Consider the following 15,411-nt stretch of genomic DNA (forward strand, 5'->3'; position numbering starts at 1 on the left):
AAGTGGCTAACCCACATTAATGTGCGTTATTTTCTCATTAATTATTGCCCACTATAATAAAAGGTGCAACAAATAAAATCTTCGGAGTTGATATGAATGAGTGTAAAAGACATTTTAAGAAAAAGACGTTCCGTTAGACATTTTGATCCAAATTATACAATTAGTTCTGAAATTATCACTACTTTAATTGAAAGTGCAACTAAGTCTCCTAATGGAAATAATATTCAAGCCACTCGATACTTAATCATTGAAGATCCAAAATTACGAGATTCATTGTTACCTTTAGCATTTAATCAACAACAAGTAGTTGAAGCCTCTGTATTAATCGTTATGTTGGGTGATTATCAAGCTTTTGATAAGGATAATATCATTAAGATACATGAAGAAGGGTATCAAGCAGGTTATTTTAATGAGGCATTAAGAGATTTTCTTGCGAATGCTGCCATTAATTACTATGCAGATAAATCACATGAAGATTTGAAGCTGGAATTGACTAGAGACGTAAGTCTTGCTTCAATGTCATTAATTTTATTAGCAAATGAAGCAGGTTTTGAAACGATCACTATGTCAGGTTATAATTCTAAAAATCTAAAGGAGGCTTTAACTATTTCTGATAGATATTTAGACGTTATGCTTATAGCTATTGGAAAAGGCACAAGAGCTGGTCATAAAACGGTAAGACATGATGTTAATAATGTGATACATAAAAATAAAATAGTGTAATTATTTACTCGGTTCAGTGTTCCTGACCTATTAATAGAAAGCGCCAAAACATTTGGCGCTTCTTGTTATATTATACTAGCTAAACCAATACTACTTAACCAATGTTCGTTTGAAAAATTCCCCTCTGGGTTTATTGCTCCACTTCCTAGATTAAGTGTACCAAACTTACAAAATTGACAAATTCATAGGGGCTTCTAGGTTAAAATGCAAATCTTGGAAATTGTCACGCCCACCTTCATAACCTCATAGGATAAATTGGGGGTGATGTAGTGACGAGATGGTTAAAGACAGTCATACTGATTTATCTCTCATTCTTGTTTTTTGGGAGCTTTTTAGCTGTTGGTGGATTATGGGTGGGGACTTTTGAACAATCGCTGCCATTCATTTCTGATATAGAAATCTTTTTGTATTATTTCTTCGCTGGTGCAATTGGGGGCTCATTGCGACACCTTTATATGTTTTGCTCTCATTATATGAAAGGTGAATTAAAAGATTATCGAGAGTGGATTATGTACATTTTTTATCCAATTTTTGCAACAGGAACAGCTGTCGTTGCTGTAACAATTATCCAAAGTGGTATCTTTTCAATTGAATTCACAGAATATGAGAACACCCCTTATGCCCATATAAGCATTGCGTTCTTTGTTGGCTTTGGTTTCAATAGGTTTTTAAATAAGCTGAATGCTGTTTCAAAGAATATATTCAAAACAAACGACAATCAAAAGAACAGTAAGTAATTAACTGGTTAATGGCGGTTTACCAATAACAGGAAAAAGCCCAAAAACAAACACGCCATTGCATTTGTTTTTGGGTTTTCTAAAAATAAAACATCTTCATGCTCTACAAAGATAACATCCAATTTATTTTTTCTGCTAACAAACTTGAGACGTTTTCATTAACCATCCCTTCTCTTGTATGGGCTGGTGTAAAGCAGCATATTTTCCCTTTGCCAAAGGAATGCTTCCAGGCTGCGATCGAATCCCCATCGATACCTGTACTCCACAGGTCAACTTCTGTATTTGCTTTATCACAGTGGACAAAATACTGTTCATCTGAAAGGAAAAATGTATTCTCTCCACTTTTTTCATTATCCTTCAACATGTATGTAACCTCTTGAAGTCCTGGTGGATGATAATTAAAATATCCACGCAACATATGAATGTAGTTGCTTTCGCTCGAATATCCAGCCATTCCAGCATGCCAAGCTAGGACACTTCCTCCCTCTATTACGTAGTTTACGAGCTTCGTATCCAATTCTTCGGTTAACCAAGTAATTACCTGTTCATCCCTTGGGTTTAGTTGGTCCATTTTAGCATTGATAAATAAGTCTGGTCTATCACTAAGCACTTGTGAAACTTCCTTATATGTTATGTATTGTAGGTCAATTTCATCTTTGATTGGTAATCTTATCAATGCAGCTTCTAAACCAGCCTTTGCATCATCTGCAGCATGCCAGTAATCTCCTAGTAATGCGACAATTTTCTTCAACTTCCTCTCACCTACCAATTCAATTTATTCCCTTGATAATCTATGTACATATGTTCGTCAATTGCTGGTGCTTTCAATATTTCCTTCATAATTCCAGTTGCCGATTCTGATGAATCAATGGTTGCATCATGATTGAAATCACCCATAATATATGTTTTCACATAACCTGGATGAAAAGCTAAAACCTTTATCCCATATTCCGCCACTTGATTTTGTATAATCGTTAATTGCATATTTAATGCAGATTTTGACATACAATAGCCATATTCTTTTTTTCTCCAAGAATCTGCAAGACTACCAGCTTCTGATGAAATATTCGCTAAGATTTTACTAGTGCCTTTTACTAATAATGGGACAACAGATTTTGATACACGCAACGGACCTAATGCATTGGTATCATAAAGCTTCATCATATCCTCATAAACAAACTCACCGAAAATATCCTCAGAACGGTCTTTGTAAATCGCTGCATTATTAATAAGTATATCTAATTGACCAGCATTTCTGTTTATATAATTCGCGGCCTCATTAACAGATTCTTGATCCGTTACATCTAACGTAAAAATGTCTAAGTCCTGATCATACTCCTTTTTTAATTCATCAAGCTCAGTCCAATCCGGCATATAACGTCCAGCAAACACTTTAAAATTTGATTCAAGGAAAACCTTTGACAGAGCAAGCCCCAATCCTCTGTCTGCCCCAGTAATATAGACGGTCTTTTTCATTTATCCCAATCCCCCTAATTGTTTAGACTATCGAAATTGAAAGCACTTACAACTATGTATATTTGTATTCTCCATTGGATTTATAATTCCTTGTTCTTTCTACTATTAAATTCATCACTTAGGACAATATGTGAAAATGGGCGAAAAAAAATACCTAAAGTGGTTGAGTTCCACCTTATAATGGAACCACTTCAGGTAGCGGTAATATTCTTCCAATCGTTCAATAAAAATTTAAACATTAATACCCATTTCCACTAGATTATTGGGGACTGTCCCCCAATAGATTGATAGTTATAGGTTAAATTTCGATTTTAAATAATGATATACCCCATCTTCATCACATGTAAAATCTGTTACTTCATCAACTATTTCTTTGATATGATCTGGTGCATTTTTCATTGCAACGGCATGAGGAACAAATTGTAGCATCGGGATATCATTGTCACTATCACCAATCGCCATAACTCCATCCTCAGACAAATCCAAATGTTTTAACAACTGTTTAATTCCTGTTGCCTTGTTTACGTTTGCAACCATCAATTCTACATTGTGTTCTGAAGATATAGATGTAGAAAAATCGATTTCTCGTTTTAATTGTTCAAGCTCATTTTTCCAACTATTTATATGTTCTTTTGTTCTCGCAAAGAAATAAAACTTAGAAAATCGATTTCCCTCTATGGTATCTGTCCAAGCAATCTCTTCTTTAATCGCTTCTTTACGTGAAAGCCACTCATTAATACCCACACTCTCTGGCTTTGGTTCTCTTATTTCATCCTCAACATATTGTTGATCTTGTTTTAACGTCATTCGGGATGCTCCATATGGGAAAAGCTCATAGTATACCTTGTTTTTTCTCGCTTTTTCAATAACGTGTTCTACCAATTCAAGTGATAGAGAATGTTCAAAAACGACTTCCTTCCCCAAGTATCCCGCCATACCATTCGAAGTAACGAATCCATCCACTTGAAAGCCTTCAGGAACTACTCCTGCTATTTCATCAAATGATCTTCCTGTCGCAATAAAAACATTTATTCCTTTATTCCGTATGGCATCAATGATTTCTTTTGTATGTATACTTACCTTATTATGATGATTTAATATTGTTCCATCCATATCTAAGAATATTGTCTTTGTTTTTTGTTCCACTACGATTCCTCCTGCTTTTTGAAAAAGTTTACTAGATAAGTATACACTGTTACTATCTACCTAAAATTACGATTGTAAAAAAGGAACTTTCTATTATACTAAAAGTCCCTTTATTACACTGTATTTCCCCTTTTATTTTATATAAAAGAAGAGCGTTAAAGCTTTAACAGATCCTTGGTGAAAGAACATCTAAACGCTTAATTCCTTTGTTTGTGTTATTTCCTGATGCTGTTCCTTAATAAGAAATCCACCAAATAAACCAATCATTGAAAAGATAACTGGGATCATAAAGCCATAAAGATAACCAACATTACTTTCTGCAAGTTGAAAATGATCCAATACTTTTCCAAAAAAGCTTGGTAATAGGACGGCACTTAAAAATCCTCCCATATTCGCAAATCCCGAGGCAACACCGACCTCTTTTACATCAAACGACTGGCGAACAATAGCAAATGTTAAGGCGCTTGCGCCATTTCCATATCCGATCAATAAAAAGAGCACCATAAGGATAATGAGAGGCGGCTTTCCGCTAAATAAAAGAAAAGCAGACCAGCTTAGAAAAATAAGCAAATGCACAGTAATATAAGGTATTTTAATTGATTGCATGCGACTAGAAATCCAACTAGTTAAAGGAGCACCAATTAATGCACCAATTAGGCCAATCATAATAAATTGACTTGCACCGGAACGTGTCATATCAAATATATCCATGCCATATGGCACTGCCCACGAACCGATGAATCCTACATATGTTCCTACAGCACCAAAGTGACAGAGAAATGCTGCCCACGCTTGCTGATTCGAAAAAATGCGATTCAATATAACAAGCGTTTTCTCACGTTTATGCTCAGATTTAACTGAAGATGAACTCGTTATAGCATTGTTTTTGACCATTCGTTTTGGATATTTAACGAGGACGAAATAGAGTAGAATTCCACAAAGACATAAAATGATTCCCATTGTAAAAAATGACGCTCTCCACCCTGATAAGGCAATCCAAATTGAAAAAGGTACAGTTGCCATCAAGAACCCAAGGCTCCCAGTCATTCCTGCCATACCAAGCAATTTAATAAATTCATTTCCTTTAAACCACTGGCTTAAAATTAAAACGACATTCACCCAAATTGTCGCATCTCCTGTTCCTACTATTAATCTAGCAAGAAATAAAATAGATTCATTAGGTGCTAGACTATAAAGTAACGTCCCTACACCAGTTAGAAGTGTCCCTACAATTAGAAAGAGATTAGGCCCAAAACGATCAGATAATATTCCGATCGGAACTTGCAAACCAGCATATGCAAAAAATTGTATACTTGCAAGCAAACCAATGGTTGACGCAGTTACATTGAAATCTTTCATCAATTGATCTGAAATTAATCCTGGTGCAGTTCTTTGACTTACAATAATAAAATAAGTAAACAATACAGTGGCAAAAACGATCCACCTGAATTTGCTATTTTGTTTGTCCATTTGTCTGTACTCCTGTTAGCTAATATTCCCCTTTCCTAATTATACTCTAGATTTATCTAGTTAGCATCGAGGTCCTTTATTTCCCAACCTAAATTCCGACAAAAAGAGGGTGACTCAAAACCAAAGGGTCAGACCCCTCCAACACAATATATAGCACCTTAAAAGTTAAAGGCTACTATATATTAGTAATGTTGGGAGGTGTCAGACCCTTTTGAGTCACCCTCTTTTTAATTCATTCTTTATTTACCATCAACGACTTCTTTTAATATTTCATAAGAGCGTTTTTGTTTGTCTGGATCATAGATATACGAAACAGCCATGATTTCGTCGACAATATATTTTTCTTGAAAACGTGACAGTTGTTCACGGATCGAATCTTTTCCACCCATTAATGTCACGCTTGACATTGATGTTGCCATTTCTTTTTCGGGCTGACTCCAAATGTGATCCATACTTTCAACTGGGGGACGTAATGGAGTTTGAGAACCACGTACAACATTTAAGAAAAATTGTTGCATCGTTGTTGATTCAAACTTAGCCTCTTCATCCGTTTCTGCTGCAATTACATTTAAACATACCATCATATATGGAGAATCCAGATATTCGGAGGGCTGGAATCGATTACGGTAAATTAAGATTGCTTCTTCCATATATCTTGGTGCAAAGTGAGAAGCAAATACATATGGCAAGCCTAATTTCGCCGCTAAATATGCTGAATCTGTTGAAGAACCAAGGATATAAATTGGTATATTCGAATCAACACCAGGATAAGCTTTTACAAAACCTTGATGTTCCTCAGGACCAAAAAACGTTAGCAAGGCATTCACATCATCAGGAAAGGTATAGACAGAATCATTTTGTGATCTTCTAAGTGCACCTGCAGTCTTCATATCTGTTCCAGGTGCTCGACCAAGACCCAAGTCCAATCGATCTGGATAGATTGCTGCCATCGTTCCAAATTGTTCGGCTACAACTAAAGGTGAATGGTTCGGCAGCATGATCCCACCTGATCCAACACGTATGTGATCTGTATGTTCTAATGTATGTTTAATTAAAATCGAAGTAGCCGAACTCACGAGTGTAGGTGTATTATGATGCTCAGCAATCCAATATCGTGTATAGCCCATTTTCTCAGTCGCCTGAGCTAAATCGACCACCGCTTCAATTGCAGCTTTAGCTCCCTGCCCTTCGCGAATAGGTGCAAGATTTAAGACTGATACGGGTATTTGTATATTTGTCATGTTACTTTATCCTCTCTTAATCAAAATTCCTTACTATCGTAACAATTAAAACTGTGGAAACAAACTTTTTTGCTTGGAGATAAATACGGTCATAAGGTTTTTCGTTTAACATTCCATCTTCAGACCTTAATTATTAACCTTTTCTCAAGGTAACTAAGAAAGATCATTATTCTATCCGTCCTGAAGGATATACATCCTCCGTAAATAGATAAAAGGTTGCCGTTTAAAAACAACAGCAACCTTTTACTATTATCAACACTCAATAAAAAACATTAGAATAAAATGCCTTTATTTGCAAAATACTATCTATTATATCAACCTATTCCAAACTAAACTAATATCAGGAGTGAAAAAAATGACCAACAAGGAAGAATTTCAACAAGATTCAATTAAATTTAGCATCTGGGATACAAATACGGAAGAAGTACATTTAGAGCAAGAACTAACTAACAGATCAGAGGCATTTAATAATTCTTTGAAAAATTTAGGACAGGCATCTAATTTAAATGATCTTAAATAATTGCCATGATTACACTATTTATGAATAAATGATTTTGATAGTTTCGTTTTCACCGATAATCACTTGTTCAGTCATTCCAATAAATAATCCTGTTTCAACTACTCCAACTAGTAGCTTTAACGATTCATGAAGACTTTTAGGATCTGCTATATGATCAAATTGACAATCCAGTATATAGTTTCCATTATCTGATATGAATACTTCCTTTTTCTTTTTTCTTAATGTGGTTACACAGCCAAGTTGAGAAATATGCTTAGCAGTTATCTCCCATCCAAAAGGGAGTACTTCAACAGGTAAAGCTGATTCTCCTAAATGAGAAACCATTTTTGATTTGTCAGCAATGATGATTAATCGATTGGCCGCAGCATTGACTATTTTTTCTCTAACTAGTGATCCTCCGCCACCTTTGATGAGATTCAAATCCCCATCTATCTCATCAGCACCATCAATAGCTAAATCAAGCTGCATTGCTTCATGAAAACCTGTTAAAGGTATTCCAAATTCATCTGCCCATCCTGCTGTTCTTTTAGAGGAGGGTATTCCTTTTACTACCAACCCTTCTTTCACCCGTTCACCTAATCTTTTAAGCATCCAGTAAACAGTTGAACCAGAACCTAACCCAATAATCATTCCATCTTCAATTAATTCAACTGATTTTTCAGCTGCCATTTTTTTCTGATAATCGCTTTGTTCAATTAATTTCGTATAATCAAGCTGTTCTGACATACATAATCTCCTTTCCTAAATCGATTAGAATGTTGATTGATTATTTTTACATACACCTTTATTTACAAGGTATTTTGGGATTTTTCCGATTAGAGCATCTGCTATATTTTGAGCTGTTTTTCGTTTCAATTCCAATTCTGATTCTATTGAATAATAAGCTGAATGTGGACTTAGGATTACATTGTCCATTTTTATTAGTGGGTTATTGCTAGAGAGCGGTTCTGTTTCTAAAACATCAAGCCCTGCTCCAGCAATTTTCCCAGCTTGTAAGGCTTTTATTAATGCTGATTCATCAATGACAAGTCCACGAGAGGTGTTAATAATAAATGCTTCCGTTTTCATTAAATTGAACTCTGCATCACTTACCATTCCTATTGTGTTATTGTTCAACGGAGCATGAACTGAAAGATAATCGGACTCTTGGCAAAGCGTTTCAAGATCTACAAGGTCAACATTTATGGCTTCTGCAGTTTCAACATGAACATATGGATCATAGGCGATTACCTTTAGACCAAATGCCTGTGCTTTTTTAGCTAGTGCTTTTGGGATATTCCCTAAACCAATCAACCCTAAAGTACGACCATTTAATCGAAAAACAGGTCCGCCTAGTTTATAATCCCAATTCCCACTTTTAACCTCTTTATTATGCTTAACAATCTTTCTCGCTCCAGCAATGAGTAAGGCGAAGGCATGATTTGATACCTCGTCAATACAATAATCTGTCACATTACATACCATTATTCCTCTTTCAGTCGCAGCATTTAGATCAATTGTATCAAAACCAACACCATATCTTGAAATCACTCTGCAGTTCGGCAAGGTATCTATCACTTTACGTGAAATTGGTGCATACTGATTCATGATTCCATCTACTCCTTGAGCAGCCTCTATCACTTCATCTTCGGTGGAACATTGAGCTGTTATCAGTGTCGCACCTACCTTTTCTAAAATTTCTCTCTCTGGCTCCAGAGTATTGTATGTATAGTCAGTAACCAATACTTTGTATTTACTCATTGTCCTTTCCTCCTTTTCCCTCTGTTAAAATAAATTAATCTGTCAAATCAATGATTTACTGTTATTTAGTTCAACAAACACTTTCATAAATCCTTGTGAAGACATACTCTTTCAGATCCAATAAATAAAATGCAAAAATCAACAAACAGTGAACATTTACAGAGCCTTATACAAAATAAGCCCCCTTTTACCTATAAAGTTAAAGGAGGCCCATTTATTTATTATTAGAAATTTTACCAGAGTTGGTTAATAAAAGAATACGAGATACTTACTCGTTCCATCTTCAAACTTCTTTCTTGTCATCTATGAATAAAGGTATTCACGTTATTTTGTTTCAAGGCATCAATAATCTGACTAAAGAGATTTAAATCTTCTTTAAAATCTTCAGGAGTTGTTTTAGGAACGATTCCTTTCGTTACAACCTCATAAAAGTTTTCTAATTCAATAGTATATGGATCTTTAAAGGTTGGACGATTAATCTTTTCTTGATAATTTCCATTCAGTGTCTCACCTACTTGTAAAGTAGTCGGTAAGTGACGAATATATGGGGTATTGTACTGAACTTTTAATTGTTTATTCTCCCCAAAAACCTCAATATGAGCATCAAATCGAATCAATTTATCTACCCCTGTTTCAAAAGTCGCAAAAAAGTTATCAAATTCGAAAACTGCGCTGATAAAACGCCCTCCATTCCATTGAGAGGCAGATACAACCCTATTTGGAATACCAATGATTTCTCTCATCGCTGAAAGATCATGACTGCTTAATCCACAAAGTAAACGATAGGCTGACACTAATTCCTTAGGAGCGTCCTGACCAATTGCCTCATACACCATTCTTTTTGCTCGATCTGTCTTATCAGTCATCGCTTCTTGTGGAATATCATTAAAACGGTAGACATTACTACTTTGTTCAATGAACAAACTGTTTTGACCAATAATATCCCGAACTCTTGCATAATTAATTTTCTTTAACTTTTTTACTTCTTCTACAGCTTCTGTAAAAGCTGGAGCAAAACGTCTCATATATCCAACCATGACTTGGACCCCATATTTGTCCCGAGCATTAATGATATCGTCTGCATCTGATTTTGTGAGACACATTGGTTTTTCAACTAATACATGTTTTTTATTTTCAATTGCAGAAATCACACATTCTGTATGGTATTCATCACTATTTAACACAAACACCACATCTAAATCTGCTTGCCTTGTCAATTGTTTCGCATCAGTGTATAAATTTGTTACCCCGTATTTTTCACCCATCACCTGTAATAATTGATTTGAAATATCACATAAAGCAGTGATCTCATATCGATCAGACAAAGATTCTAATATTGGTAAATGTATAATTTGAGCTACTTCACCTAAACCTATTAAACCAACCTTTATTTTTTTAGTCATTATACTCTCTCCTCGCTTGATCAGATGATTTACCCTTTTACTGCTCCTGCTGCACTACCAGCAATAAAGTATTTTTGTACGAATAGGAAGAATATAAAAACAGGCAGCATTGTTAGCGTTGCAGCTGCAGTTAAACTTCCCCAATCTGTCCCATATTGTTGCATAAACAGTTGGATTCCAACTGGTATTGTCATTAATTGTTCATCACGTAAAAAGACATTAGCTATTAAGTATTCATTCCACGAAAACAAAAAGGAAAAGATTGCGACTGCAGCAATTCCTGGCCCTGATATAGGAAGTATGATTCTAAAAAATGTTTGTAAACCAGTACAACCATCTATACTAGCAGCATCTTCTAATTCTGTTGGGATCGCATCGAAATAGCCTTTATACATCCATATTGAAAATGGTAAATGAAGCGTTGTGTACAATAAAATAACTGTGAAGTGTGTGTTGATTAAACCAAGGTTACGGAACATGATGAATAGAGGAATTAAGGCTAGGATGATTGGGAACATTTGTAACAATAATAAAAGTCTAGAAAACCCTGTTAGAAATTTGGATCTAAATCGTGATATCGCATAACCCGCAAAGGCAGCTATTAAAATACTAAGCAATGTACCAAAAAAAGTAACGATAAAACTATTTCCCATTTGTGTCCAAAACATTGTTTTTGTGTGTAAATGCTGATAGTTTTCAAACGTAATCTGCTGTGGAAAGAAAGAGCTTGACGTTAGGATCTCTGAATTACTTTTTAAGGAATTAATGATCATTGTGATAATCGGTAAATTTACTAATAAGGAAACAAGAGTAAGAGATATAAACAGTATCGTCTTTTTTCGTCTTATGTTCTTATCCATACTTCCATACTTCCTCCCTAATCCTTTTCTTGGAATTTCAACATAATCACTGCTAGGATCATCAAGATTAATAAGCTAAAAATGGACACAGCAGAGCCAATACCTACATCACTTTTTGTAAATGTATACTTATAGGCTAAGATGATTAAGTTCTCAGTTGCATTAACTGGGCCACCCTGTGTTAATAGCCAGATCGTATCAAAGTCATTAAAACACCAAATAGTCATAAGAATACAACAAATAATTGAAATCATTTTTATTGATGGCATCGTAATAAACCTAAAACTTTGCCATCTATTTGCCCCATCTATTTTTGCTGCTTCATATAAATCTGTGTTAATCGTTTGTAGTGAAGCAAGTATTGTCACCATCATAAAAGGAAAGCTTCTCCAAATCTTAATTAAAATAACAGAAAAGATTGCCCCATTTTCTGTTCCTAAAAAATTGATCGGGTCCATGCCTAGAAATCCAACTAATTGGTTCACTAATCCGTGTTGATCTCCAATCATCCAACGCCAACCTACAATCGAAACAACAGAAGGAATAATCCAAGGGACCAATAAGGCAACTCGGAAAAATCCTTTTCCCCAAACATCTTTATTTAATAAGACTGCTAATACCAGTCCAATCAGGTAACTTCCTGCTACCCCAAAGAATCCAAAGAGAAAACTAAATTGCAAGGCATTCCAAAATTCAGGCATTTGAAGTAATTTTATATAATTATCAAGACCTACAAAGTCTTCCAGTTGAATCAAAGAGCCTTCCCTTATGCTATAGAATAATCCTGTTAAAAAAGGGTAAAAGTTGATCAGCATAAGTAATAGAATCGTAGGAAGTAAAAATTGATAAGGCAACCAATTGATTTTTCGTCTTCGCTTTTGGCTTGAAGTGGTAAATTTCTTGCTAGTACTTGTCTCTTCCATTTTACTTTGAGGTATACCCAATCTCAGACCTCCTTTTGAATAAGGAAGAATGGTAGAACCATTCCTCCTCCATTAAAATTCCAGATAATTTAATACCTTTTACTTCATTATTTCTTTTATTTTTTGATCGGCAATCCCCATCGATTCTTTTGGATCATCACCCATTATTAGCCGCTGTGTTAGGTTTTGCATTAGCCCCTCACCTTCAATTTCATTTAACTCTGGGAAGGCACCAGTAGAATTTGACCCAGTTGTTTTTCCTATCGGAACATACTCATCATAAACAATTTTAGTAACTGGATTATCTTGAAAGAATGGATCCTCAGAGAAGGATATACGCGCTGATAATTGTTCTAAGTTTCCATCTTTCCATAGTGGTAAGCTATTTTCTGACCACCATTTCAAGAATATTTTTGCCTCTTCAGGATGTTTCGATTCCTTATAGATCATCAAGTTATTTACCCACATGACTGTACCTTTATCACCTTGAAAACCCTCTAATGGTGGCATTACCCCAATTTGCTCATCCATTTCTGGAAATCTATTTTTAAAGCCAGGACCTTCAAGAATGATCGCTGCATCTCCTTGACCAAATGATTTAATTGCGTCATCACCAACCATTCCAGCACCTGCTGGATTTACAGAACCATCTTTAACCATATCACTGTAGAGCTTTAATGCCTCAACATTTCGTTCATTCATAAAGTCTACTTTTCTATCTTCTGTAAATATCCCGCCGCCATTATTAAGCATTAATTGGAAAAGGTAGTGTGTACCACCAGTATCACTTGGTGTAATCATTCCATATCTTCCGTTATCTGTTGTTAATGCTTTTGCTGCTGCTCTCAATTCATCAAAGTTTTTTGGAACTTCAATACCTGCTTCTTCAAAGAAGTCCTTGCGATAGTAGTAAACTCGTAAATCTAATCCCCATGGAAGCGCTACGTAATGATCATTATATTTCATCGTTTCTACTGTTCCAGGGAAGAAGTCTTCTAGTTTCCCTTCCGCTTTCCATTCCTCGATTACATCGTCAATTGGTAAAATGGCGCCTTGGTCATAAAATTGAAATGCTTGATAACCAGCTCCAGTGCTAATATCAGGAGCAGTTCCTGATGCAATGGCTGTACTAAATGTTTGATACCAGTTGCTCCAAGGAGTTGATTGATATTTCACTTGTATATTTGGGTGTTCTTGATTAAACTTTTCCACTTGCTTCTTTGCAGTTTCTATATACTCAGGTGGCCCCCAGACCATATCCCAAAAATCAAGGGTTACAACCTTTGTGTTATCACCTTTAGATGTATCATCATTTCCTTCAGTCGTGGTACCATCAGTTGCTTTATTACTTGAACATCCCACAATGGTTAAAGCAGTAAGTAAAAGAAATATTAGAAATAAATAACTTTTTCTAACTCCCATCTTTTTTCACTCCTTATTTTATAAATAAAAACATCTTCCTCTTTTTTAACCCCGAATACTTCTCTTTGAAATTCCCCCTTTTACTTTTATTATTTGAAAATTTTACCTTGGGTAAAATTTCATAACATAAGCTTTTTATTGAATGGCTGTTAACATCTTTTTAGAGTACGACTAACTGGATGTGTGAAAAAGAAATGCTGACTCGCCAAACTTTGTTGCTATTTACCAAATAGTGCGGTGAGGTTTGATTACAGCGAAAGTTGATCGATTTCCGCGGGAGTCTCGCAATCCGTTCCAATCAACCAAATAAGATTGTTATAAAAGCAACAATCGCTTAGAAAAGAGCCAAATGAAAAGAACAAATGGCAGGCTAAATCCATGAAATAAGAACTAGGTACAAAAACAACATTCACAATGAAAACAGCCTCTAAAATAAAAACGTTTACATTTTGAAATAAACAGCTGTTTTAGCGTTTTTAACGTGGATTAGAAATAGGATATGTACTAATTTTTAGATTTAGAATAATAGAATGTAAATTTTTACGTTGGGGATTTATCATTTATATGTAAGTTTAGTAGCGTTTTATTAGGGATTGTTCTTTTAAACAAAAGTAAAATTGCATAAATAGAGGCAATATCAATAAAAACGTTTACACTTTTATCAATACGTTTTTATCGAAAATATGATATGTTATTACATTTAGTAAAATAGTGTTTTAAAATGCATAAAACATCGAAGCAAGTAACCTATGTTTCTCTAATAATTAGCTCTGTTGGAAGGACAATTTTTTTTGTTATACTGCCTGTTTCTGCACTCATTTGATCCAATAACACATCCACTACTGTACTGCCGATCTCCTTGATTGGCTGCTTAATAGTTGTTAACATCGGGCTAATGATCTTGGAAGAGCTAATATCGTCAAAGCCAACAATCGAAACATCCTCAGGAATTAAAACTCCCATTTCCTTTAGCGCTTTTATGACTCCAAATGCGATTAAATCGTTTCCACAGAAAATTGCAGTAAACTTCTTTCTAGAAACTAATTTACCGGCTGCTTCATATCCAAATTCAGTAAAGTTTTCAATATAATCTGTTAAAATAACAATCTCTTCATTAATAGGAATATGATTAAAAGTTAACGCATTTCTATACCCAAATTCTCTTTCTCTAGATGCACTAACAGCACCAATATAGGCAATTTTTTCATGTCCAGAATTAATTAAATATTGCACTGCACTCATTGCACCACCTAGATGATCAACATCTACAGAAGTAATTCCTGGAATATTATTTCCTTGTAATGTAACCAACGCGACCCTTCTGTTACGCAGGTTTTCAATTGATTTTTCCAAGTAAATATTCTTTCTTGAGGTTAAAGGTCCTAAGATAATCCCATCTACATTTCTTTCTTGAAAAAGATCTAAGATCGAATTGATTTTTTCCTCATCCATGTTGTGAGAAGCAACAAGTAAAGCATATCCCTTTTTCCAAAGGGCATCTTGAATAACATCCGATAATTCAGACCAATACCCATTAGCCAATTCAGGTGGCATAAAACCGATCATTTTTGTTTTTTTCTGAACCATTGTTCTCGCATGATAATCAGGAATAAAATTGAGTTTTTCAATAGCCTTCATAATTTTCAATCTAGTCTCTTCCTTCACTTTATCCTTACGATTAATTACACGAGACACAGTTGCAATGGAAACATTAGCTTCACGGGCTACATCCTTTATCGTTATTCTCATT

15 protein-coding genes are annotated in these 15,411 nt (G+C 35.0%); 3 read left to right on the top strand and 12 right to left on the bottom strand.

The window, feature by feature from the left end; genetic code table 11:
- The first annotated feature begins 96 nt into the window (after window positions 1-96).
- Complete coding sequence (locus HUW50_RS23775; protein ID WP_066339255.1) at window positions 97-723, top strand: nitroreductase family protein; 627 nt, start codon at window positions 97-99, stop codon at window positions 721-723.
- Window positions 724-992: 269 nt separating this feature from the next.
- Complete coding sequence (locus tag HUW50_RS23780; protein ID WP_066339257.1) at window positions 993-1,460, top strand: hypothetical protein; 468 nt, start codon at window positions 993-995, stop codon at window positions 1,458-1,460.
- Between the two features lie 103 nt (window positions 1,461-1,563).
- On the opposite strand, the gene HUW50_RS23785 is transcribed toward HUW50_RS23780, so the two are convergent.
- The 5 genes from HUW50_RS23785 to HUW50_RS23805 form a co-directional block, all read right to left on the bottom strand.
- A complete protein-coding gene (locus HUW50_RS23785) occupies window positions 1,564-2,211 on the bottom strand; it encodes a ThuA domain-containing protein (RefSeq protein WP_066339259.1) in 648 nt (215 codons plus the stop codon).
- A gap of 11 nt (window positions 2,212-2,222) precedes the next feature.
- Window positions 2,223-2,936 carry an SDR family NAD(P)-dependent oxidoreductase gene (locus tag HUW50_RS23790; protein ID WP_185653416.1) on the bottom strand — a complete coding sequence of 238 codons (714 nt, stop codon included), beginning with the start codon at window positions 2,934-2,936 and terminating at the stop codon, window positions 2,223-2,225.
- A gap of 291 nt (window positions 2,937-3,227) precedes the next feature.
- Window positions 3,228-4,049 (bottom strand): HAD family hydrolase, encoded by an 822-nt coding sequence (locus HUW50_RS23795; RefSeq protein ID WP_066339644.1) that lies wholly within the window; start codon window positions 4,047-4,049, stop codon window positions 3,228-3,230.
- 222 nt (window positions 4,050-4,271) lie between these two features.
- Window positions 4,272-5,552: an MFS transporter gene (locus HUW50_RS23800; protein ID WP_066339270.1), complete on the bottom strand. Its 1,281-nt coding sequence runs from the start codon at window positions 5,550-5,552 to the stop codon at window positions 4,272-4,274.
- Window positions 5,553-5,791: 239 nt separating this feature from the next.
- Entirely contained in the window at window positions 5,792-6,793 is a 1,002-nt protein-coding gene (locus tag HUW50_RS23805; RefSeq protein ID WP_066339272.1) for an LLM class flavin-dependent oxidoreductase, read from the bottom strand.
- Between the two features lie 355 nt (window positions 6,794-7,148).
- Between HUW50_RS23805 and HUW50_RS23810 the strand changes: the two genes are divergently transcribed.
- Window positions 7,149-7,313: a hypothetical protein gene (locus tag HUW50_RS23810; RefSeq protein ID WP_157094514.1), complete on the top strand. Its 165-nt coding sequence runs from the start codon at window positions 7,149-7,151 to the stop codon at window positions 7,311-7,313.
- A gap of 18 nt (window positions 7,314-7,331) precedes the next feature.
- Here the strand turns inward: HUW50_RS23810 and rpiA are convergent, their stop codons facing one another.
- The 7 genes from rpiA to HUW50_RS23845 all read right to left on the bottom strand — a co-directional run bounded on the left by rpiA (window position 7,332) and on the right by HUW50_RS23845 (window position 15,410).
- Complete coding sequence (rpiA, locus tag HUW50_RS23815; protein ID WP_066339274.1) at window positions 7,332-8,039, bottom strand: ribose-5-phosphate isomerase RpiA; 708 nt, start codon at window positions 8,037-8,039, stop codon at window positions 7,332-7,334.
- 24 nt (window positions 8,040-8,063) lie between these two features.
- Window positions 8,064-9,053: a C-terminal binding protein gene (locus HUW50_RS23820; protein ID WP_185653417.1), complete on the bottom strand. Its 990-nt coding sequence runs from the start codon at window positions 9,051-9,053 to the stop codon at window positions 8,064-8,066.
- Between the two features lie 299 nt (window positions 9,054-9,352).
- Complete coding sequence (locus HUW50_RS23825; RefSeq protein ID WP_066339280.1) at window positions 9,353-10,456, bottom strand: Gfo/Idh/MocA family protein; 1,104 nt, start codon at window positions 10,454-10,456, stop codon at window positions 9,353-9,355.
- 29 nt (window positions 10,457-10,485) lie between these two features.
- Window positions 10,486-11,316, bottom strand: coding sequence for a carbohydrate ABC transporter permease (locus tag HUW50_RS23830; RefSeq protein WP_083964786.1), 831 nt, complete (start codon window positions 11,314-11,316; stop codon window positions 10,486-10,488).
- Window positions 11,317-11,333: 17 nt separating this feature from the next.
- Entirely contained in the window at window positions 11,334-12,260 is a 927-nt protein-coding gene (locus HUW50_RS23835) for a carbohydrate ABC transporter permease (RefSeq protein ID WP_232329091.1), read from the bottom strand.
- Between the two features lie 78 nt (window positions 12,261-12,338).
- Complete coding sequence (locus HUW50_RS23840) at window positions 12,339-13,661, bottom strand: ABC transporter substrate-binding protein (RefSeq protein WP_066339282.1); 1,323 nt, start codon at window positions 13,659-13,661, stop codon at window positions 12,339-12,341.
- A gap of 747 nt (window positions 13,662-14,408) precedes the next feature.
- The gene (locus HUW50_RS23845) at window positions 14,409-15,410 is read right to left on the bottom strand and encodes a LacI family DNA-binding transcriptional regulator (RefSeq protein ID WP_066339284.1); all 1,002 of its coding nucleotides are present in this window, start codon (window positions 15,408-15,410) and stop codon (window positions 14,409-14,411) included.
- Window position 15,411: the final 1 nt, after the last annotated feature.

This window comes from Metabacillus sp. KUDC1714 (genome assembly GCF_014217835.1).
Lineage (GTDB): Bacteria > Bacillota > Bacilli > Bacillales > Bacillaceae > Metabacillus > Metabacillus rhizosphaerae.